The 20,186-nt window shown below is 66.8% G+C and carries 20 protein-coding genes; 11 read left to right on the top strand and 9 right to left on the bottom strand.

Going from position 1 to position 20,186, the window contains the following annotated elements:
• Window positions 1–33: 33 nt before the first annotated feature.
• Both QW861_RS18905 and QW861_RS18900 read right to left on the bottom strand, forming a co-directional pair.
• Window positions 34–924, bottom strand: coding sequence for a hypothetical protein (locus tag QW861_RS18905; protein WP_315752102.1), 891 nt, complete (start codon window positions 922–924; stop codon window positions 34–36).
• 383 nt (window positions 925–1,307) lie between these two features.
• Entirely contained in the window at window positions 1,308–1,553 is a 246-nt protein-coding gene (locus QW861_RS18900; protein ID WP_315715474.1) for a DUF3551 domain-containing protein, read from the bottom strand.
• Window positions 1,554–1,913: 360 nt separating this feature from the next.
• Here QW861_RS18900 and QW861_RS18895 point away from each other — a divergent pair, with 360 nt between their 5' ends.
• The 3 genes from QW861_RS18895 (at window position 1,914) to QW861_RS18885 (ending at window position 6,389) form a co-directional block, all read left to right on the top strand.
• Window positions 1,914–2,948, top strand: coding sequence for a YihY/virulence factor BrkB family protein (locus QW861_RS18895; RefSeq protein WP_315752101.1), 1,035 nt, complete (start codon window positions 1,914–1,916; stop codon window positions 2,946–2,948).
• Window positions 2,949–3,175: 227 nt separating this feature from the next.
• Window positions 3,176–4,702: an ATPase domain-containing protein gene (locus QW861_RS18890; RefSeq protein WP_316193393.1), complete on the top strand. Its 1,527-nt coding sequence runs from the start codon at window positions 3,176–3,178 to the stop codon at window positions 4,700–4,702.
• The gene (locus QW861_RS18885; protein ID WP_316193392.1) at window positions 4,692–6,389 is read left to right on the top strand and encodes a response regulator; all 1,698 of its coding nucleotides are present in this window, start codon (window positions 4,692–4,694) and stop codon (window positions 6,387–6,389) included. Before QW861_RS18890 ends, QW861_RS18885 begins: the two co-directional genes overlap by 11 nt.
• A 62-nt stretch (window positions 6,390–6,451) precedes the next feature.
• Here QW861_RS18885 and QW861_RS18880 read toward each other — a convergent pair whose 3' ends face one another.
• Complete coding sequence (locus QW861_RS18880; RefSeq protein ID WP_316171946.1) at window positions 6,452–6,664, bottom strand: hypothetical protein; 213 nt, start codon at window positions 6,662–6,664, stop codon at window positions 6,452–6,454.
• 946 nt (window positions 6,665–7,610) lie between these two features.
• Here QW861_RS18880 and QW861_RS18875 point away from each other — a divergent pair.
• The 5 genes from QW861_RS18875 to QW861_RS18855 all read left to right on the top strand — a co-directional run bounded on the left by QW861_RS18875 (window position 7,611) and on the right by QW861_RS18855 (window position 11,907).
• Window positions 7,611–8,345, top strand: coding sequence for a thioredoxin family protein (locus QW861_RS18875; RefSeq protein WP_316193391.1), 735 nt, complete (start codon window positions 7,611–7,613; stop codon window positions 8,343–8,345).
• A 149-nt stretch (window positions 8,346–8,494) separates the two neighbouring features.
• Entirely contained in the window at window positions 8,495–8,875 is a 381-nt protein-coding gene (locus tag QW861_RS18870) for an EF-hand domain-containing protein (RefSeq protein ID WP_316193390.1), read from the top strand.
• Between the two features lie 183 nt (window positions 8,876–9,058).
• Complete coding sequence (locus QW861_RS18865) at window positions 9,059–9,442, top strand: DUF302 domain-containing protein (RefSeq protein ID WP_316171943.1); 384 nt, start codon at window positions 9,059–9,061, stop codon at window positions 9,440–9,442.
• Between the two features lie 451 nt (window positions 9,443–9,893).
• Window positions 9,894–11,516, top strand: a complete 1,623-nt coding sequence (locus QW861_RS18860; RefSeq protein ID WP_315715483.1) for a PAS domain-containing methyl-accepting chemotaxis protein — start codon at window positions 9,894–9,896, stop codon at window positions 11,514–11,516.
• A 136-nt stretch (window positions 11,517–11,652) separates the two neighbouring features.
• Complete coding sequence (locus tag QW861_RS18855) at window positions 11,653–11,907, top strand: hypothetical protein (RefSeq protein ID WP_316185975.1); 255 nt, start codon at window positions 11,653–11,655, stop codon at window positions 11,905–11,907.
• 34 nt (window positions 11,908–11,941) lie between these two features.
• Here QW861_RS18855 and QW861_RS18850 read toward each other — a convergent pair whose 3' ends face one another.
• Entirely contained in the window at window positions 11,942–12,706 is a 765-nt protein-coding gene (locus QW861_RS18850) for a serine O-acetyltransferase (protein ID WP_316193389.1), read from the bottom strand.
• A gap of 134 nt (window positions 12,707–12,840) precedes the next feature.
• Window positions 12,841–13,467 (bottom strand): LysE family translocator, encoded by a 627-nt coding sequence (locus tag QW861_RS18845; RefSeq protein WP_316164231.1) that lies wholly within the window; start codon window positions 13,465–13,467, stop codon window positions 12,841–12,843.
• Window positions 13,468–14,294: 827 nt separating this feature from the next.
• Between QW861_RS18845 and QW861_RS18840 the strand changes: the two genes are divergently transcribed.
• Entirely contained in the window at window positions 14,295–15,845 is a 1,551-nt protein-coding gene (locus QW861_RS18840) for an aldehyde dehydrogenase family protein (RefSeq protein WP_315752091.1), read from the top strand.
• 76 nt (window positions 15,846–15,921) lie between these two features.
• Entirely contained in the window at window positions 15,922–16,122 is a 201-nt protein-coding gene (locus QW861_RS18835; protein ID WP_315715488.1) for a DUF3606 domain-containing protein, read from the top strand.
• A gap of 2 nt (window positions 16,123–16,124) precedes the next feature.
• Here the strand turns inward: QW861_RS18835 and QW861_RS18830 are convergent, their stop codons facing one another.
• Window positions 16,125–16,325 (bottom strand): hypothetical protein, encoded by a 201-nt coding sequence (locus QW861_RS18830; protein WP_315715489.1) that lies wholly within the window; start codon window positions 16,323–16,325, stop codon window positions 16,125–16,127.
• Between the two features lie 68 nt (window positions 16,326–16,393).
• The gene (locus QW861_RS18825; protein WP_315715490.1) at window positions 16,394–16,678 is read right to left on the bottom strand and encodes a hypothetical protein; all 285 of its coding nucleotides are present in this window, start codon (window positions 16,676–16,678) and stop codon (window positions 16,394–16,396) included.
• 170 nt (window positions 16,679–16,848) lie between these two features.
• Here QW861_RS18825 and pncA point away from each other — a divergent pair, with 170 nt between their 5' ends.
• Window positions 16,849–17,484, top strand: coding sequence for a bifunctional nicotinamidase/pyrazinamidase (gene pncA, locus QW861_RS18820; protein WP_316164818.1), 636 nt, complete (start codon window positions 16,849–16,851; stop codon window positions 17,482–17,484).
• 10 nt (window positions 17,485–17,494) lie between these two features.
• On the opposite strand, the gene QW861_RS18815 is transcribed toward pncA, so the two are convergent.
• Together QW861_RS18815 and QW861_RS18810 are read right to left on the bottom strand one after the other, a co-directional pair.
• Window positions 17,495–19,048, bottom strand: coding sequence for a hydantoinase/oxoprolinase family protein (locus QW861_RS18815; protein ID WP_316193388.1), 1,554 nt, complete (start codon window positions 19,046–19,048; stop codon window positions 17,495–17,497).
• A 2-nt stretch (window positions 19,049–19,050) separates the two neighbouring features.
• Window positions 19,051–20,154, bottom strand: a complete 1,104-nt coding sequence (locus QW861_RS18810) for a DUF917 domain-containing protein (RefSeq protein WP_315828060.1) — start codon at window positions 20,152–20,154, stop codon at window positions 19,051–19,053.
• Between the last annotated feature and the right edge of the window lie 32 nt (window positions 20,155–20,186).

Raw genomic sequence — 20,186 nt, 5'->3', positions numbered from 1 at the left:
ATGGGCCGGGCCGCTCGCTGTTCTTGACGTGCTCTATTCCGGCATCGACATCGGCCGCCGCCACATGTCGCGCCGCCGGCTGAAGCGATTGGCGTGCAGCATCCATCCGGTGACAGGCTTGCCGTCGCGGTGACGGCCACCGCTCTCCGCAGCCGCCCAGGCGGCGACGGCGCCGAGCAGCAGCGCGGTGGCCACCGAGAACGCCAGGATGACGGTGCCGGCGCGCGTGCGCGAGATCGCGTTCTTGGCTTCTGCGATCACGCTGTCCACCCGCCGCTCGGCATCGGGAGCAGCGAGACCGGTCGTGCCGCTGACGAGCTGCACGAGATAGCTGCGATCCTCCGGGCTGACGCCATTGTGGCTCGACGCCGTGAGCAGGATGCGGCCGGCCTCGCCGCGTGCGGGGGCGAGATCCGGGCTGGGTGCTCGCCGCGGCGCGCGGAACAGATGGTCGAGCTCATAGCTCAGGATCGATGGTTCATTGGCCGTCGCCGGCGCAGTCAGTGGATTGGTCCGCGTCGCCGCGGACGCGCCGAGCACGGCCAGGATAGCGCCGAGCACGACTGCCAGCGCCCAGGCTGAGACGCCATGCAGGCCGTCGCGCTTTTCGATCTCTTCGCTTTCGGCAAGCCCGTGCGTTGCGCGCAAGCGGCCCGCCATGTAGCCGCCGCAGCCGAAGCTGATCAGCGCCTGCAGCACCAGATAGAGGCCGGACAGGAGCCAGAGCGCCACCGAGGCGTCGCGCCATGTCGGCGCGGTGGAGCTGACACCGAGGCCGACCGACATGGCAAAGCTGATCAGGATCGAAGAGACCGCGGCGGCGGTCAGGGCTCCTGCAACGACCGGCGTCCATTGCAGGGTCCAGCTATCGGCCGTCGCGCTTGAAAGGGGTGATGTGACGAGCGGCGCAGTTTCCATGGCCATGATGTCGTCTCAGCGCAGACCGAAGAACGACAGAACGGCCATGATGACCACGATCAACCCCACGAGATAAATCAGTCCGTCCATGATGATCCTCCTCCGGTTCGACATTGGTCGCCGTATAAGCAACAGCGAGGCGCAATGTTCCGTGCACGTATCAGCGGAGGAGGAGAGGACGCGTGACCGCCGGCCTCGGATGGGACTTGCCGCAACAGCTAACGGATCATGAGCCAAAGGATCATGGTGCCGTTGCGCGATGCAATAGAGCAGGGCCAGGGGGGCGTGGCGGCCAGAGATGTCGCCGCCAGCCATGTTTCAATTGTTGCCAGGTTTGGATGGATCGCGCGGCTCATTCCCCGCGCGAGGGCTGACGCAATGACCCGCGGTCAATAGCGTGGGTCGTAGCCGCGCTGCCGGGCATAGGCGTAAGCGGGGTTGATGCCGCAGCCCGCATCGGTCCCCGAGGCCGCCGCCTGGCACTGACGATAGGTGGAGAACTGACAGTTGCCCGGATAGCCCCACATCCTGCCCTGCAGGCAGAAGCGGTCTTGCGCGGCGGAAGCCGGTGAGATCGCGGCGAAGCTCGCGAGGACGGCGGTGGCAGACAGCGAGGCAAATAACAGGCGGCGCATGCGTTTATCCTTGCGTTGAAAAGTACTATTGCAACGCGAGGGGGCGCAGGCCCGTTCCTCGCGCGCAACATCAACTGTTTTGTGTCGGCGGCGCAGCGACGCGTTCACAGGCCGACGAAATTGTCTGGATGTTGGCGCTTGCCCGAGTTGGCCTTTTGAAGATCAGAGGACTCCACCGTTGCGGAGCTTGGCAACGCGCGTCATGGCGTGATGCCGGAACATTCGTCCACCGCTCCGGTTGCTTTTGGCCGCTGGTGATGGACCGATCCCATGTTTCGCCGATCCAAGACGTCAGACGCCGCACATCGCGACTCTTCGAGCGTTTTCGCGAGCCGCCCGCGCGCACCTGGCACCGGCGGGATGCTGGCTCTGCTCGGGTTCGCGTTCCTGATCCACTATTTCGATCAGCGGCCCGAACAGACGGAAGGCTCGGGAGGCGCGCGCCGGTCCGGCGCTGGACACGGCCGGCTGGCGCGTTCGCCCGCGGAGCTTCCCGCGCGCGGCTGGAAGGACGTCCTGTTCCGGGTCTATGAAAACGTCACCGAGCACAGGATCGTCGCGCTCGCCGCAGGCATGACGTTCTACACTCTGCTGGCGATCTTTCCGGCGCTGGCCGCGTTGGTGGCGATCTACGGCCTGTTCTCCGATCCGGCCAAAATCACCGGACATCTGGAACAGTTGCAGGGCGTGATGCCCGGCGGCGCCATCGACATCGCGCGCGACCAGTTGACGCGCGTCTCTGCCAACGGCCGTCAGGCGCTCGGCATCACCTTCCTCGTCAGCCTGGCGATCTCGCTGTGGAGCGCCAATGCTGCGATGAAGTCGCTGTTCGACACGCTCAACATCGTCTATCGCGAGCCCGAGAGGCGCGGCTTCATCAAGCTGAACGCGATTTCGCTGCTGTTCACCGGCGGCGCGATCCTGTTCGCGCTGCTTGCGATCGGCGCCGTCGTCGTGCTCCCGGTGCTGCTGAACTATCTCGGCATGTCCGGGGCCGGCGACCTGGTGCTGCGGATCGGCCGCTGGCCGGCGATCTTCATCTGCGTCGCGCTCGGACTGGCCCTGATCTATCGCTACGGGCCGGACCGCGAGGAGCCCAGATGGCGCTGGATCAGTTGGGGCAGCGCGCTGGCGGCGGCGCTGTGGCTCGCGGGCTCGGCGCTGTTTTCCTGGTATGCGGCGAATTTCGGCAGCTTCAACGCGACCTACGGCTCGCTCGGCGCCGCCATCGGCTTCATGACCTGGATCTGGATCTCCGCCATCGTGATCCTGATCGGTGCCGAGCTCGATGCCGAATTGGAGCATCAGACCCTGCGCGCTACCACCACCGGCGCCGCACAGCCACTTGGCACCCGCGGCGCCACGATGGCTGACACGGTGGGCCGTGGGAGCTGATCTGCCGTCGGCTGAGAATGCAGGTGCGATCGGCTCGGCCGTGCGAGATGCCGCACGGGGATCGCAACGCACGGGGCCCGCGCCACGGCGATCTCGTGGAACCGCCCGCCTGAGACGGAACCGGGGAACCCGAGGCGGATCCGCTGTGTTCCTATCGGGTCGTCGCGAAGCCCCGAATTGTCGGGTTCGCTGCGGCGTCGTCTCGATTGTCACGACGGAGCTTATGCATGACGGAGCAGCCTGTTCGCGGAAGCGACGAGGGTGGGCCCAGGGATCTGCCGCGCATTTCCACCGGAAGTGAAGGCCTCGACGACATTCTCGGCGGCGGCTTCGATCCCAATCGCCTGTATCTGTATGAAGGCCGTCCCGGCACCGGGAAAACCACCATCGCGCTGCAGTTCCTGCTCAAGGGCGCAAGTTGTGGCGAGCGCGTGCTGTACATCACGCTGTCGGAAACCCGGCGCGAGCTGGAGGTCGTGGCGCGGCGCCATGGCTGGTCGCTTGCCGGCGTCGACATGTTCGAGCTGGTGCCGCCGGAAACGACGCTCGACCCGGAGCGCGAGCTCACCGTGTTCCATCCGGCGGAGGTGGAGCTCAGCGAGACCACCGGTCTGATGTTCAACGAGGTCGAGCGCATCAATCCCAGCCGTGTTGTGATCGACAGCCTGTCGGAGCTCCGGCTGCTGGCCCAGAGTCCGCTGCGCTATCGCCGCCAGGTACTCGCGCTGAAGCACTTCTTCACCAAGCGCAACTGTACCGTCGTCCTGCTCGACGACCTGTCATCCTCGCAGGACGACCTGCAGCTCCACTCGGTCGCGCATGGTGTCGTGATGCTGGAGCAGCTCGCGATCGAATATGGCGCGGAGCGCCGCCGGCTGCGCGTGATCAAGATGCGCGGCATCTCGTTCCGGGGCGGCTTCCATGATTTCACGATCGCCTCGGGCGGGCTCAGGATCTTTCCGCGCCTGGTCGCCGCGGAGCATCACCGATCCTTCGCCGGCGATTTCACCTCGAGCGGCAACGCCGAGCTCGATCAGCTTCTGGGCGGCGGGCTGGAGCGCGGCACCAATGCGCTTCTCATCGGTGGGGCCGGTGTCGGCAAATCCTCGGTGGCGCTGATCTACGCAATCGCGGCGGCCCAGCGCGGCGAGCACGCCGTCTTCTTTGCATTCGACGAGGGCCGCGGCACCGTGGAAGCCCGTGCCCGGACGCTCGGCCTGCCGCTCGAGCGCCATATCGAATCCGGGCGCATCCATTTCCAGCAGATCGACCCGGCCGAGCTGTCGCCGGGTGAGTTCGGCGCCATCGTTCGGCAGAGCGTCGAGCAGGACGGTGCCCGCCTGGTCGTCATCGACAGCCTCAACGGCTATCTCAATGCGATGCCCGACGAGCGCTTTCTCATCCTGCAGATGCATGAGCTGCTGACCTATCTCGGCCAGCAGGGTGTGCTGACCATCCTGGTGCTCGCGCAGCACGGCCTGGTCGGGCCGTTGGATACGCCGCTGGACATCAGCTATCTCAGCGATGCCGTGCTGATGCTGCGCTATTTCGAGGTGGGAGGGGCGGTGCGACGCGCATTGTCGGTGGTCAAGAAGCGCAGCGGTCACCACGAGCACAGCATCCGCGAGTTTCGCCTGAGCAGCTCCGGCATCACCCTCGGCCCGCCGCTCAGGGAATTCAGCGGAATATTTTCCGGCAATCCGCGCTTCACCGGAACGGATATCCCCGACATGGACGTGCGGGATGGGCATTGAGCGAGATCACCGCGTCCTCGTCTTCGCGCCGATCGGGCGGGACGGACCGGCATCGGCAGAGCTGCTCCGCAGTGCAAGAATCGAGACGACCGTCTGCTCTGACCTCACGCAGCTGCTCAGTGAGTTGAGCGCAGGCGTGGGCACGGTCTTCGTTGCCGAGGAAGGGTTGTTCGCAAAGGACACCGCCGCCCTCACGCAATGGGTCGAGCGGCAGCCGGCCTGGTCCGATTTGCCCTTCATCGTGCTCACAAGTCACCGCGAGCAGAGTGCCGTCGTCACGTGGCGGCGCAATCTGGTAAGCGCGCTGCGCAATGTCTCGCTGCTCGAACGGCCGGTCCAGCCGATCACGCTCACCAGCGCCGTTCAATCCGCGCTGCGGGCGCGACGTCGTCAATACGAGATTCGCGCCCTCATCGAGGCGCGCGAGCAGGCGGCGCAGCAGCTCGAGCAACTCGTCGTCGAGCGGACGCGGGCGCTCGCGGAGTCGAACGAGCATCTTCGCATCGAGATGGCCGAGCGCGCGCGGGTCGAGGAGACCCTGCGCCAGACGCAGAAGATCGAGGCCATCGGCCGGCTGACCGGCGGCGTCGCGCACGACTTCAACAATCTGCTGATGGTGATCTCCGGCGGGCTCGACATGCTCGACCGCCAGAGCGATCCGGTGCGGCGTCGCCGCCTGATGGACGGCATGATCCAGGCGGCGCAGCGCGGCGCCAGCCTGACCCGCCAGCTGCTCGCGTTCTCGCGCCGGCAGGAGCTGCGGCCCGAGCCGGTCGACATCGCCCGCCAGATCGGCGGCATGCGCGAGCTGCTCGACCGCAGCCTGCGCGGCGACGTGCATGTCGAGTTCGATTTCCCCGATGCGCTCTGGCCCGTCGAGGTCGACCCCGGCGAGCTCGAGCTCGTCGTGCTGAATCTCGCCGTCAACGCTCGCGACGCGATGCCGACAGGCGGCACGATCGTGGTGCGGGCCGAGAACCTCCGCAACGTGCAAGACGATCAGATCGCCGGCGACTACGTCCGCCTGTCGGTGATCGACACCGGCACCGGCATGACGGAAGAGGTTCGCGTCCGGGTGTTCGAGCCGTTCTTCACGACCAAGGATGTCGGCAAAGGGTCCGGCCTCGGGCTGGCCCAGGTCTATGGATTCGTCACCCAGTCACGCGGCACTGTCCGCATCGACTCCGAGCCGGGCAAGGGGACGACGATTGCCCTCTACCTTCCGAGGTCAGAGCACGCGGCGTCCAGGGAGCCGCACCATCTCCTCGATCTGCAGCGGCCCCAGGCCCGCCGGCGCAACGAAGGCCGCGTGCTGCTGGTCGAGGATGACGATGAGGTCGCTGCGCTCGTCGGCGAGATGCTCCGCCAGCTCGGCTATGAGGTGACCCGCGCCTCCAGCGCCGCCGCGGCGCTCGGTGCGCTGGCCGACGGACGAATCGTCGATCTCGTGTTCTCCGATGTCATGATGCCGGGGGGCATGAACGGTGTCGAGCTGGCGCGCGAGATTCAGAAACGGCGCGGCGACATGCCGATCCTGCTGACCAGCGGCTATTCGGGCGCTGCCGTTCACGCCGCCAAGGAGGCGGGCGTCCGCATCCTGTCGAAGCCATATCGCATCGACGAACTGGCGACCGCACTCGATGCGGTGAAGATGGACCACGTCTGGTCGCAGGCGCGCATCTCGTGATACGGGGGCTGATAGGGAGCTGCTGCTAGCGAGCTGCGGTCTTGGACCTCTCCGGTTCACGATCAGCCGCGCTCGATCACCACCGAAACCGTGACATGCCCGACCTCGCCGTCATCGGAGCTGACCTTGAGGCTGACGTTCGTGGAGGAGGGATCGAGCCGGTCGCGCGCGATTGCAAGCGCGGTGTCCGCCGTCTGCATCAGCACCGTCTCGACATCATCGAGATCGACGCCATCGCCGCGCATTTCGCCAGGACTTGTCACATAGAAGCGCATCTCGTTCGTCCTGATCTGCCGTCACCCGAAGGCGGGAGCCGTCGATCTGGTGGAGATATGCGGGATCAAACCCTCCAGCAGTCACGACCATCTCAAAATCGAACATGGTGACAACGTTCCTGCGGATGTCCGCAACACCCTGACTGCGGACCTCCTGAGGCACCCGGTTCACATGCACCGTGCTGAGACCGAGGGCTTCGGCGAGCGCAGCATCTTAATCGGGAACTGATCCTCGTTGTCGGCGACGAGACCGACCTCCGCCAGGCGTTGCCGCAGCTCGGCGACGAGACGCGCCTCGCGTGCCGCTGCCGAGCGAACGCCGAGGTGCCGCGATGTCGATGGTGTTCAGCTCGTGCCGTCGCAACCGGCCGATCAGGATCGTCATGGGATGCCTGACCCGTTCGCGATGGCGAAGCTCGAGACCATCGGCTTGAGGCCGGGTCTGCAGGACCGGAGGCGAACATCGAAAACGGCCGAATGCGAGGTTTGTTCCTCGCGGATCAGTTTTTTGCCGGCAGCCAGCCGCGACCGAACCGGTACTCACCGCCGGTCGTCCATCCAATTGACAGATCCGCAGGCGGCACAATTGAACAGACGCGCCGCTTCGCCGGTTCGCGGGTTCAGGATGCTCTGAACCGCGCGCGCCGGTTGGCCGCAGCCGCGGCAGCGCGCCGGCTCGGTCCGACCGCTGTGGGAGTCACTGCTCTGATCCGACACGTCTGCCATGGCTGCCCCGAAACGGACGAGAGCGGGCGGTGGATCAGGTCGACCGCGCACGCCGGTCTGAGATGGGAGTGGGGGCGCCCGACGCTGGCCTTTTCCGGTCGATCCGCGGTTCCCCGGCACCCGGCCGCGCTGCGATGACCTGCCGAGAAAATAGATGGCTTCGGTGTCGGGCCGCCGAGCCTTGCATCGTCCTCTGCGAAGGACACGGAGGATTCCAGACATGACCCCCAGAATAGTCACCGCGGACGAATGGACCGAAGCGCATCGCGCCCACCTCGCCCAGGAGAAGGCCTTCATCAGGCAGCGCGATGCGCTGGCTGCCGCCCGCCGGGCGCTGCCGTGGGTGCGGGTCGAGAAGGACTACGTCTTCCAGGCGGGGGACGGACCCGTCAGCCTGGGCGATCTGTTTCAGGGACGGAGCCAGCTGATCGTCTATCATTTCATGATGGCGCCGGGCGATCCGCACCGCTGTCCCGGCTGCTCGTTTCTGTGCGACCACATCGACGGCGCCAACCAGCACCTCCGCCACCACGACGTCAGCCTGGTCGTCGTGTCGCGTGCGCCGCTCGCCGAGATCGCGCCGTTCAAGGCGCGCATGGGCTGGGCGTTCGACTGGGTGTCATCCGAGGGCAGTGATTTCAACTTCGACTTTCAGGTCTCGTTCTCGGACGAGCAGATCGCGACGGGCAAGGCCGCCTACAATTTCGCACCCTTGACGAGCAGGTCGCCCGAGCTCCCGGGCCTGACCGTGTTCACCAAGGACGACGCCGGCAACATCTTCTGCACGTTCCAGGTCCGCTCCCGCGGCGGCGATCCCCTGATCGGCGCCTATCACTATCTCGATCTCACGCCCAAGGGCCGCAACGAGACCGGCCGCGGCAACCTCTCCGATTGGGTGCGCCTGCACGATGAATATGAGGAAAGCGGCGCGCGAGACTGTCATTGCGGCCGGTAGATCGAAACGAGCAGGGCGGATCAGCGCAGCGTGATCCGCGGCGCCGTCAATGCCGCCATGCGGACACAGGAAATCGTGAAGGGTCCTCATAGGATCGATGCCCGGTCGGCGGACTTGTCGCGCGTGATGACGCATTCGAGGAGGCTTCCATGCGCCGAGCCATGTTGCGACTGACGATATCAGCCCTGGTTTTTGCCTGCGGCACCGCCGCCGCTCTGGCGCAAAGCCAGACCACGCCGGATCAGCAGAAGACGCAGCCGCCTGCGATGGCCCCGGGAACCGGCTCGCCGATGGGCGGCATGATGGGGCATATGCCCGGCCCGATGGGACGCGGCGGGATGGGCGGCGGCGTCATGGGCCCGGCATTGATGCGCATGGTGTTCGCACTTGTCGACGCCGACGGCGACGGCACGATCTCGCTGCAGGAATTCCAGGCGGCGCATGAGCGCATCTTCAAGGCCATGGACAGCAACAAGGACGGCAAGTTGACCCCGGAAGAGATGCAGGCGTTCATGCACGGGCCGCAATGACCGGCGTCAAACCGGCGTGATGGCCGGGCCTGCGCTGGCGCGAGTCCGGCAAGTGCGGCCATTTCGCTGATCTCGATCAAGTGCCCGCCGCACGGACGCGCAACAGTGCCGCCGTCAGATCCGATCGCCGCGTGCGACGAACTGCGTCGACGCGGCGGCAGACCAGCCGGAAAAGAGGCGAGCATGACCTACTATTTTGCCAAAGCGGTCAATCTATCGTTCGACGCGGCGATCGAGCGGGTGACGGCCGAGCTGAAGGCACGCGGCTTTGGCGTTCTGACCCGCATCGATGTGCAGGCGACGCTGCGCGAGAAGATCGGCGCCGACTTTCGGCCCTACACCATCCTGGGCGCCTGCAATCCGAAGCTGGCGCATGAAGCATTGCAGGCGGAGAGCCGGATCGGCACCATGCTTCCCTGCAATGTCATCGTCCAGGAGATCGGCGGGAGGGTCGAGGTCGCCGCCGTGAATCCCGTCGCCTCGATGCAGGCCATCGAGAACGCGGCGCTCGCGACGCTCGCCACAAAGGTTTCTGACGCCTTGAAAGCGGTGGTCGAGGCGGTCTAGCTCTGCCGTCCAACGGGACCACCGCTGATCGGAGGATCGCCGGCCCAGGTGCATGACGACACCAGGGATGATGGACCGCGGTGATCGCATGCTTCCGCAGCAGAGCTGCGGCAGGCATGCGATCGACCGACTTGACGCCCCACGATCTCCGCGCCACGCGCCCGATTGTCGACGCTCCGGGGGCCGCAGCGCAGCTTCCGCGCGACGTTATTGTATGTCGGACGTCATGTCACAGCGGTAGAACTACGGAAAAGCCGGAATTCTCAACGCGCTTTAACGAGAGTGGAACAAGTTGCATCAATTTTTGCGCAGACATGTCGCCGGGCGCGCGGGACGATCGTCGTCGCCGCCGACCATCTGCAAACGAACTATTCATCTGGAGGTTATCTTGTTGTTTCGATCGAACAGCCGCTCGGACGCGGAAGCACAGCTTGCAGCAATCAGTCGCGCGATGGCCGTGATCGAATTCCAGCTCGACGGCACGATCATCACCGCGAACAAGAACTTCCTGAACGCACTCGGCTATCAGCTAGAGGAAATCCAGGGCAGGCATCACAGCATGTTCGTGGAGCCTTCCGAACGCGACGGTGCCGCCTACCGCGAGTTCTGGGCGGCGCTGAGCCGCGGCGAGCTCAAGGCCGCCGAGTTCAAGCGCATCGGCAAGGGCGGTCGCGAAATCTGGATCGAAGCGTCCTATAATCCCGTCCTCGACAGCGCCGGCAAGCCGGTGAAGGTCGTCAAGTTCGCGACCGACATCACCGAGAAGAAGCTGCGCAGCATGGCCGACGGCTCCAAGCTTGCCGCCATCGATCGCGCGCAGGCCATGATCGAATTCAAGCTCGACGGCACCATCGTCAGTGCCAACAAGAATTTCCTGGATGCGCTGGGCTATCGCCTCGACGAGATCCAGGGCAAGCATCACAGCATGTTCGTCGAACCCGCGCTGCGCGACAGCGCGGCCTACCGCGAGTTCTGGGCAGCTCTCAATCGCGGCGAATATCAGGGCGGCGAATACAAGCGCATCGGCAAGGGCGGCAAGGAAGTGTGGATCCTTGCCACCTACAATCCGGTGCTGGATGCGACGGGCAGGCCAATCGGGGTCGTCAAGTTCGCAACCGATGTCACCGCGCAGAAGCTGACGAACGCCGACCTCGCCGGCCAGATCGAGGCCATCGGCAAGTCCCAGGCCGTGATCGAGTTCAACATGGACGGTACGGTCATCACCGCGAACGACAATTTCCTGCATGCGCTCGGCTACACGCTGGCCGAGATCCGGGGCAAGCATCACAGCATGTTCGTCGAACCGTCCGAGCGGGAGAGCGCCGCCTACCGCGACTTCTGGGCCAGCCTGAACCGTGGTCAGTACCAGTCGGCCGAATACAAGCGCATCGGCAAGGGCGGCCGGGAGGTCTATATCCAGGCCTCCTACAATCCGATCCTCGACCTCAACGGCAAGCCGTTCAAGGTGGTCAAATACGCGACCGACGTCACCCGGCAGGTCTTCGTTCGCATGGGCAACGAGCGCGTGCGCGCCATGATGGAATCGGTGGCGGCGGGCGCGGAGGAGCTCAACGCGTCCGTGCGGGAGATTTCCGAAGCCATGACGAAGTCGCGCGAGACCGCCATGGGCGCGGTGGACCGTGTCACCTCAGCCGATGCGCAGGCGCAGCGGCTCTCCGATGCCGCTCAGTCGATGAGCGGCATCGTCGAGATGATCCACAACATCACCGGCCAGATCAATCTGCTGGCGCTGAATGCCACCATCGAGTCCGCCAGGGCCGGCGAAGCTGGCAGGGGCTTTGCCGTCGTTGCCTCCGAGGTCAAGAACCTCGCCACCCAGGCGAAGACCGCCACCGACAAGATCGCGACCGAGATCGACAGTCTCAACAATATATCCGGGGGCGTCGTCACGTCTCTCGGCTCGATCAAGCAGGCGATCCAGAACGTCAGCGAGTATGTGACGTCGACGGCTGCCGCCGTCGAGGAGCAGAGCACCGTTACGAGCGAGATGTCGTCCAGCATGGCGCGCGCCGCGGCCGAGGCTCAGGCGCTGGCCGAGCGCGCCGCGGCTTGAGGTCGGACCGGAAAGCACCGATCGCGCGGCGGCCTGTCAATCCAGGCCGCCGCGCCGTTGCAGGCAATGTCGCCGCTTCGCACGTCATGCGCCTGTCGTCTTTCGCCGAATTCCACCTTTCTCATCGGGGCGATCCGTGGCTGATATCCTCGCATTTCCCGCCCGGGCCCCGTTGCGGATCATCGGCGCGAAAGCAGAACGGCGGCGCGATGCGGTGGTCGCCAGCGAGATCGGACGGCTGCGGCGCGAATTGGAGGCCTGGCGAAGCGCGGTCGACAATCTGGACCGGTGCATCAGGTCGGATCCGGCGCTCGCGTCGCTTGCGGCCGAGTGCGACAAGATCCGCGACCTGATCTCCGTCACCGCGGGCAAGCTTGAAACATTGCTGTAGAACCGGCCGCCCCAGGGGTCGCGAGGAGTCGTGGTCAGGCTGGGACCGGCTGCTCCGGGCAGTTCGTCAGCCGCGCCGGCGCGCCCACGGCGGTGCAGCCCGACGGCACATCGGTGGTGACGACGGCACCGGCGCCGATCTTGGCAAAATCACCGATCGCGACGTCGCCCAGCACGGTCGCGCCCGAGGCGAGCAGCACGCCGCGGCCGATCCGCGGGGCGCGGCCGGGCAGCGCGTCGGGTCGTCCGATCGTAACGTTCTGCAGAATGGTGACGTCGTGGCCGATGCTGCTGTGGGCGCCAATGACGATGCCGGTGGCATGATCGAGAAACACCGCGGTCCCGAGCCGCGCCGAGGGATGGATGCTCACCTGCAGGGATGTTGACGAGTCCGCCTGCATCAGGAGCGCCAGGTCGGGTTGCCCGTTGCTCCAGAGCCAGTGCGCGACGCGATGCGCCTGCAGCGCGACGTAGCCTTTGTAGTTCAGCAGCGGCGGCAGCAGCGCCGTCGTCGCTGGATCCTGCGCCGCGATCGCCCCGAGGTCGCGACCCGCCGCCTCGACGAGCTCAGGCGCGGCGGCATACGCCTCGCGCGCGACCGCGGCAAATCGGGCGCGCGCGGCATCGCCGCTGCCGAGGCGGATGCCAATCTGCTGCGCGACGGCGCTGCCGAGATCAGAATGATCGAGGATTGCAGCCGACAGGGCGAGGCTGAACACGGGATCGGCCGCGGCGATGCGCCGGGCCTCGTGCTGGATCGACGACCAGAGCTCGGGACTGGATAGGTGTGTGTCGGCCATGGCAAAGCCTGCTCGATAACAGGTGACGGCGACAATATAGCCTGACCTGCGCGTTGCAGAAACCTGGACGACGCCGCGCGGGCGTCGTCATCCGATGTGGCCGGCGACAATCCACGCCGAAGGTCGCAGCCCGTTCAGTTCTGCGCCGTCCGCGCCGCCGCGGCGGCGACGCCCGCACCGATCAGAAGGGTGCCGCCCGCCTTGTTGAAGATGCTGATCACCTTCGCGCTCCGTACGAGCGCGCGGGCGCGCGAGGCGATCAGCGCATAGCCGACGGCATTGGCGAAGGCGAGCACGACGAAGGTCGATTCGAACACCACCATCTGCGTGAGGAAGCTGCCGTTCGGACTGAGGAACTGCGGCAAGAACGCGACGAAGAAGGTGATGCTCTTCGGGTTCAGCGCCGTGACGATCCAGGCGTGACCGAGCATTTTCGGCGCCGAGGTCCTGTCGGTCCGCGGCACGGCGTTCAGCGCGCCGCCGGCCTGCCACAGCTTGATCCCGAGCCAGACGAGATAGGCCGCGCCGATCCATTTCAGCACGGTGAACAGCAGCGCCGACGTGGCCAGCAACGCACCGACGCCCAGCATGGACAAGGTCATGGCGGTGAAGTCGCCCAGCGCGACGCCGAGGGCCGTCGGCAGCGCGGTTCGCCACCCCTGGCCCAGCGCATAGGAGACCACCAGCAGAACCGTCGGCCCCGGGATCACCAGGAGGATGATGGACGTTCCCGCAAACGCGAACAAAGTCTCGATCGTCATGCTGATCGTCTCTCGCGAGGACATATGCGACGTTGGTATATCGAGGCGGATAGGGCCGCAATGATCTTTGTTGCGAGGGCCGCTTTGCTGTTTTCCTCGACGATCACAATCCGTCTGCCAACGCAAGGCGTGTCATGAACGACCTTCGGTCGCTGCGGCGCTCCAAAAGAAAGCGCTTTCGCTTTTCCAGAAAATGTGCTCTACTGCATCCATCCTGCTTCGCCACGAGGGGCGTATCGCGATCGTCACGACACGTGAGGCGGGGAGGCGATGGCCGCTTATCTGCCGCAGCGTGCTTGCACGCGGACGAACGGCAGCTGGCGGACGTGAAGTCGTGTGGTCCTGGCGCCGCGACGCTGGCGCTAAGCTTTCGGGCGATGAGTCCGAGGGCGACGGTGGCTAAAGAGCCGTACACCGGGGAGATCACGGTATAAGCGTGAAGACCATCGCGCGGGGAATGCCGGGATGTCTCGGCTGAACCTGTGGTTCCTGCCGCCTGCATTTTTTTCGCAGGCGGGCCATGGGGGCGGCCAGCTCCCGGCATTCCCCGCGCCCTCGTGTTTCGCGAGGGATCGTCGATCCCATCAGCCCGGGCGCGTTGCGTCGCGGGATCTCGCCGATGCGCGCCAGAAGGCTGAGCCGGCGCGCGCGAAACAGAACGAGCGGGAGGACGCCTCCGTGCGCCGACGAGCGACCTGCCCAGTGGCCGTTTGCCCAGCGCGCGGGTGCTCGCGCCGCAGCCGGATTTGATCTACACGGGGGCGTTTACGATGGACCATTCATGACGTCTCGCGTGCACCGGTGCGTGGGACAATCCGGAGTTGCATATGTCGCCCAGCCAAGCATCGCCCCTGACACTCGTTGTCGAAACGGCCGAGATCCTGACCTCGCTCGGCGTCGCGCCGGAGCGGCTGCGCGGTGGGACGCGCGCCGCCCGTTCGCCGGTGACCGGCGAGGTGTTGGCCCATGTGCATGACGACAGCAGGGCGGATGCGACCGCGGTGATCGCGCGCGCGCATGCCGCGTTCCTGCAGTGGCGGCTCAAGCCGGCACCGAAGCGCGGCGAACTGGTGCGGCTGTTCGGCGAGGAGCTGCGCGCCCACAAGGCCGCGCTCGGCCGCCTGGTCTCGATCGAGGCCGGCAAGATCGTCTCCGAGGGGCTCGGCGAGGTCCAGGAGATGATCGACATCTGCGACTTCGCCGTCGGCCTGTCACGCCAGCTCTATGGCCTGACCATCGCCACCGAGCGCGCCGAGCACCGGATGATGGAGACCTGGCATCCCCTGGGGGTCACCGGCGTGATCTCCGCCTTCAACTTCCCCGTGGCGGTGTGGGCCTGGAATGCGGCGCTGGCGCTGGTGTGCGGCAACAGCGTCGTCTGGAAGCCGTCGGAGAAGACGCCGCTCACCGCGCTCGCGACCGACGCGCTGCTGGCGCGTGCGCTGCAGCGTTATCGCCGCGAGGGCGGCGAGGCGCCGGAGGGGCTCGCCGGCCTGCTGCTCGGCGGCCGCGCGGTCGGCGAGATGCTGGTCGACGATGCCAGGGTGCCGCTGGTGTCGGCGACCGGATCGACCGCCATGGGGCGCGTCGTCGGCGCCTGTCTTGCCGGCCGCTTTGCCCGCGCCATCCTCGAGCTCGGCGGCAACAATGCCGCGATCGTCACGCCCACGGCCGATCTCGATCTCACCCTGCGCGCCGTGGCGTTCGCGGCGATGGGCACCGCGGGCCAGCGCTGCACCAGCCTGCGCCGCCTGTTCGTGCATGCCGACGTCTACACCCAGCTCGTGCCGCGGCTGAAGCAGGCCTACGCCTCGGTGGCGATCGGCAATCCGCTGGAGCAGGGCACCTTGATCGGCCCGCTGATCGATCGCGGCGCCTACGACGCCATGCAGGACGCGCTGAGCGCCGCGCGGGATCACGGCGGCCGCGTGTTCGGCGGCGAGCGCGTCGCGGTCGGCGGCTTCGCGGAGGCGTACTACGTGCGGCCGGCCCTGGTCGAGATCGAATCGCAATCCGGTCCGGTCGAGCGCGAGACGTTCGCGCCGATTCTCTACGTGATGCCGTATCGCGATCTCGATGCCGCGATCGAGCTGCACAATGCGGTGCCGCAGGGGCTGTCGTCGTCGATCTTCACCAATGATCTGCGCGAGGCCGAACTGTTCGTGTCGTCGCGCGGCTCCGATTGCGGCATCGCCAACGTCAATATCGGCCCCTCGGGCGCCGAGATCGGCGGCGCGTTCGGCGGCGAGAAGGAGACCGGCGGCGGCCGTGAGTCCGGCTCGGATTCATGGAAGGCCTATATGCGCCGGGCCACCAACACCGTGAACTACGGCCGCAGCCTGCCGCTGGCGCAGGGCGTCAAGTTCGACCTCGGCTGATCGATGCGATGGGGCTCCCTCATCGGCGGAACCGCTTCGCTGCGTCGTGCGTTGCGCGCTGATAAGGAGATGCACCATGGCAACGAAGAAGAAAGCCTCGACCGCAAAGTCAGCGCGCGGACGCAACCAGGATCGCGCCCGCGTCGCGGGTGGACAGGACCACGAAGTCCGCTACGAAGCCAAGAAGAGCGGCCGCTCGGCGTCCGCGGTGAAGAAGGCGGTCAAGAAGGTCGGCAACAGCCGCAAGAAAGTCGAGCGCAAGCTGACGCGCCAGTGACGTCAATGCTGCTTCGGCCGCTCCGGCGGCCGAAGCGATCCCCTCGCCCAGCGGAGCGCCTTGGGCGAGTGCAGCGGATCGGGCCCATCGCAGGTCGGACAAGCAAGCTCGCGGCGCCCGCCCTTGCCCTCGCGAACCGCGAGCGCACGGCCGCAGGTCGGGCATGGCTTGCGCAGCAGCCACGGGACCGGATGATTCGGCATGATTGCGTCTCCCGGTGGAGGCCTCAGGCTAGGGCATCTCGGGGTAGTTACGGAATCACTTATTTGAATCACGGCGGATATTCCGGCTCTCCGTGCCGTGAACAATCAGGGCAGGTGTCGCCGGTCGCGGCCAGGACGGCCTCGATCGCCGCGAGCGCGTCCGAACTACACAAGCCGCGTGGCGGATCGTCGCGTGCGATGCGAAGCGCCCGTGCCAGCGCATGCGGGTCGCCGCGCTCGCGCATCCAGCCGTGCTGTTCGCATTCGACGATCGCGCCGGCCTCGCGCAGGGTGGCGACCGCCCAGCGCTCGAGACGCTGGCTCGCGGAATGGTGTGTGACGGCAGTCTGCATCGGCCACGCTCTCCCGCCGGGAGAATCCATGAATCGGCGGGCGTTTCCAGGCCCGTCCTGCAGGGCAGGGATTCCAAAATGGAGGGGCTGGCTTGCCGCGGATTATTCGGCGGCCCGGCTTGAGATCGCCGCGGGCTGGGGCCATCCTTGATGGAGTTTGAGTGAAACGGATGCAGACCGGAATGCAGATCAGGGCCAACGAGGATTTGCTGCTCATCATCGATGTGCAGAACGATTTTTGTCCCGGCGGCGCGCTCGCCGTGGCCGACGGCGATGCCGTGGTGCCGGCGATCAACCGGCTGAGCGGGATGTTCGATCACGTCGTCCTGACCCAGGACTGGCACCCGGCGGGACACAGCTCGTTCGCCTCGAGCCACCCCGGCAAGGCGCCGTTCGAGAGCGTCACGATGCCCTACGGGCCGCAGACCTTGTGGCCGGACCACTGCATCCAGGGCACGCCGGGCGCCGCCTTCCATGCCGAGCTTGCGACCGACAAGGCGCAGCTCATCATCCGCAAGGGCTTTCGTGGCGCGATCGATTCCTACTCGGCGTTCTTCGAGAACGACAAGACCACGCCCACGGGCCTCGCCGGCTATCTGCGCGAGCGCGGCCTGAAGCGGGTTTTCCTGGTCGGTCTCGCCACCGATTTCTGCGTGCACTATTCGGCGGTCGATGCGCGGCGGCTCGGCTTCGCGGCCATCGTCATCGACAACGCCTGCCGCGGCATCGACCTCGGCGGCTCGATGGCGGCGGCCAAGGCGCAGGGCGCGGAGGCCGGGGTCGAGCGGATCGCCGAGCTGGCGTAGCGACGATGGACTACGCCGCCGCGCCGATGGTCGGCTCGGCGATGGCGCCGGCGACGCGGACGCGGACGCGCAGCGCGTTGCCGGGGAGGTAGGCGATCGGCATGTCCTCGACATCGACCGTCTTGAGCGTGTCGCGGTCGGCGCCGGCCTGCACCGCGCGCTCCTCGGCGATGGCCCGCGCCGCCGCGATGGCCTCGTCGCGGGTCAGGTCGCGGAAGACCTGGTCGGCCTCGCCGGAGACCTGGGCGATGGCGGCGCCGACCGCGTTGGCGCAGTCGCCATGGTCGACGCGCACGATGGTGGAGATGCCGGCAAGGCGCTCCGGCACCAGGAAGGCGCCGCCGCCCACCGCGAGCAGCGGCACGTCGCCGGCCTCGGTCTTCATGCGGTCGATGTCGCCCTCGAGCTTGCGGTGGGCGTCGGCGAGCGCGGCGTCGATCAGGCTTTTCGGCAGATGCGCGACGCGCGATCTGTCGCCGATGTCGATCAGCCCCGCCGCGACCGCGATGTCGGTCGCGGTCAGACGGTCGCCGCCAAACACCAGCGCGTCGGATGTCAGCCGGTATCCGACGCTGAGTGGGCCGACGCGGACCGGATCCTGCTCGACATGGCTGCCGCCGCCGAGCCCGATCGAGAGCAAATCGGGCATGCGGAACAGCGTGCGGACGCCGCCGACCTCGACGACAGTGTTGGCCTCGCGCGGAAAGCCGTGGCGCAACTGGCCGATGTCGCTGGTGGTGCCGCCGACGTCGACGACCATGGCGTCGTCGAGGCCGGAGAGATACGCGGCGCCGCGCATCGAGTTGGTGGCGCCGGAGGCGAAGCTCATGACCGGGAAGGCGGTCGCGATCTCCGCCTGCATCACGGTGCCGTCGTTCTGCGTCAGGAACAGCGGCGCATCGATGCCGGACTCCGCGATCGCCTTGCGGAAGGCGGCGACCGTCGTGACCGCGAGGTCGTGGAGCGCGGCATTGAGCAGGGCGGCGTTCTCGCGCTCCAGCAGTCCGATGCGGCCGAGGTCGTGCGAGAGCGTGACGGCCACATCAGGGCAGATCTCGGCGAGGATTGCCCGCGCCGCGATCTCACAGCTCGGGTCGAGTGGCGAGAACGACGAGGCGACCGCGACCGCGCGCAGGCCCTTGGCCTTGATCGCGCGCGCGGCGGCTTTCAGGCCGCCGATGTCGAGCGGCATGAATGGGCGGCCATCATAATCGTGGCCGCCTTCGAGCATGAACGTCTCGCCGCTGACCAGCGCGGCGAGATCGCCCGGCCAGTCGCAGAACGGCGGCAGCGAGGCGGAGGCGGGCATGCCGATGCGGATGGCGCCGATCTTCTGCAGGTGCCGCCGCTGCACCACCGCATTGATGAAATGCGTGGTGCCGATCACGACCGCGTCGACCGGCACGGCCGCCGCGGGATTTTCTCGCAGCGCCTTCAGCGCCGCGAGGATGCCGGAGGTGACGTCGGCGGTGGTCGCAGCCTTGACGGAGTGGACGACATGGTCGTCGGCAATCAGGACGGCGTCGGTGTTGGTGCCACCGACGTCAATGCCAATCCGCTTCATTCTCAGGGAGCTCCAGGGGTCGCAAACAGCGACCGGAAATCGAGGTCGTAACCGAAGGCGCGGGGGCCGACGAATTCGAGCCCGCGCGGGCTGGTCAATACGGCGGGCGCGGGCAGCGCGATCACGGTGACGCGCTGGCCGTAGCGCGCCGTCTCGGTGCCGATGCCGTGGCCGTTGACGCTGTCGAGCACGCAGATCAGGTCCGGCGACATCGCGATGGCTTCGCCATCGCGCCAAGCCACGATCCATTCGTTCTGGAACGACAGCTTGAGCCGGGTGCCGCGATCGTCGTCGCTGCCCTCCACGACGGCGCTGCCGCGCAGAAAGCCCTCGGTGGTGCGGCGCTCGACGTCGACGATCTTGCCGCTGAACAGCCGCTGGCCGCCCTCGCAATCGAGGATCGCCGCGATCGGATCCTGGTGGCTCCGGTTCGCTGCCTCGACCGCACGGCCGATCGCGATCGCCTTGGTGGTCGTGAAATGGATGCCCCAGTCCTTGACCTCGCGGCCCGTGCGCGGCGCCTTGCTGGTCGAGGCGATCGAGCCCATCTCGACGCAGATCTTGCGGCTGGCGCGCTCCATCCACTTCCAGCTCGGCACCTTGGTCACGACGGCCTCGATGCCGCGGGGATCGTAGAGCGTGCAGGGATAGGGCTTGAGGTCGCCGATCGCGACCGATGTCATCTGCGCCTCGGGAAAGGCGCGGCCCATGCAGTCGGCGTCGACCACGGGGATGTTCAGATGCGCCGCCGCCATCAGCGCCTGCATGCCGTTGCCGCCGCCGATCTCGACCGACATCACGGCGCGAAATGTGATGCCGTTGATCTCCTCCTGCATGCGCACCGCACGCGCGATGCTGCGGCTGTCGGCCAGCCGTTCCTGCCCGACCAAGGGGGCGCCCATGTTGGAGACCACCGCGACCCAGTCGTCGTCGGCGAGGTCGAGCGGCGATATCATCTGCACGCGACGCCCCTCCGCATAGAGCCGGCGCAGGTTGAGCAGGCCGAGATAGGGACTGCCGCCGCCGCCGGTGCCGAGGATCCAGGCGCCGACCGCGAGCGCCTCGATGTCGTCGAGGCTGATCGTCTTCATGCCGGCTGCGCTCACGGCACAAGCTCTTCGACGTCGCTCTGTGACTG

Source organism: Bradyrhizobium sp. SZCCHNRI1029, assembly GCF_032487555.1.
GTDB lineage: Bacteria > Pseudomonadota > Alphaproteobacteria > Rhizobiales > Xanthobacteraceae > Bradyrhizobium.
This window is presented reverse-complemented; position numbering and strand designations above follow the sequence as displayed.

What these genes read in the sequence shown, in the direction of transcription:
- QW861_RS18900 (WP_315715474.1), bottom strand. Translation starts at nt 1,553, where the DNA reads ATGCGCCGCCTGTTATTTGCCTCGCTGTCTGCCACCGCCGTCCTCGCG.
- QW861_RS18890 (WP_316193393.1), top strand. Translation starts at nt 3,176, where the DNA reads ATGACGGAGCAGCCTGTTCGCGGAAGCGACGAGGGTGGGCCCAGGGAT.
- QW861_RS18865 (WP_316171943.1), top strand. Translation starts at nt 9,059, where the DNA reads ATGACCTACTATTTTGCCAAAGCGGTCAATCTATCGTTCGACGCGGCG.
- QW861_RS18895 (WP_315752101.1), top strand. Translation starts at nt 1,914, where the DNA reads ATGCTGGCTCTGCTCGGGTTCGCGTTCCTGATCCACTATTTCGATCAG.
- QW861_RS18830 (WP_315715489.1), bottom strand. Translation starts at nt 16,325, where the DNA reads ATGCCGAATCATCCGGTCCCGTGGCTGCTGCGCAAGCCATGCCCGACC.
- QW861_RS18825 (WP_315715490.1), bottom strand. Translation starts at nt 16,678, where the DNA reads ATGCAGACTGCCGTCACACACCATTCCGCGAGCCAGCGTCTCGAGCGC.
- QW861_RS18880 (WP_316171946.1), bottom strand. Translation starts at nt 6,664, where the DNA reads ATGCGCTTCTATGTGACAAGTCCTGGCGAAATGCGCGGCGATGGCGTC.
- QW861_RS18860 (WP_315715483.1), top strand. Translation starts at nt 9,894, where the DNA reads ATGGCCGTGATCGAATTCCAGCTCGACGGCACGATCATCACCGCGAAC.
- QW861_RS18850 (WP_316193389.1), bottom strand. Translation starts at nt 12,706, where the DNA reads ATGGCCGACACACACCTATCCAGTCCCGAGCTCTGGTCGTCGATCCAG.
- QW861_RS18845 (WP_316164231.1), bottom strand. Translation starts at nt 13,467, where the DNA reads ATGACGATCGAGACTTTGTTCGCGTTTGCGGGAACGTCCATCATCCTC.
- QW861_RS18815 (WP_316193388.1), bottom strand. Translation starts at nt 19,048, where the DNA reads ATGAAGCGGATTGGCATTGACGTCGGTGGCACCAACACCGACGCCGTC.
- QW861_RS18885 (WP_316193392.1), top strand. Translation starts at nt 4,692, where the DNA reads ATGGGCATTGAGCGAGATCACCGCGTCCTCGTCTTCGCGCCGATCGGG.
- pncA (WP_316164818.1), top strand. Translation starts at nt 16,849, where the DNA reads ATGCAGACCGGAATGCAGATCAGGGCCAACGAGGATTTGCTGCTCATC.
- QW861_RS18870 (WP_316193390.1), top strand. Translation starts at nt 8,495, where the DNA reads ATGCGCCGAGCCATGTTGCGACTGACGATATCAGCCCTGGTTTTTGCC.
- QW861_RS18875 (WP_316193391.1), top strand. Translation starts at nt 7,611, where the DNA reads ATGACCCCCAGAATAGTCACCGCGGACGAATGGACCGAAGCGCATCGC.
- QW861_RS18905 (WP_315752102.1), bottom strand. Translation starts at nt 924, where the DNA reads ATGGCCATGGAAACTGCGCCGCTCGTCACATCACCCCTTTCAAGCGCG.
- QW861_RS18835 (WP_315715488.1), top strand. Translation starts at nt 15,922, where the DNA reads ATGGCAACGAAGAAGAAAGCCTCGACCGCAAAGTCAGCGCGCGGACGC.
- QW861_RS18840 (WP_315752091.1), top strand. Translation starts at nt 14,295, where the DNA reads ATGTCGCCCAGCCAAGCATCGCCCCTGACACTCGTTGTCGAAACGGCC.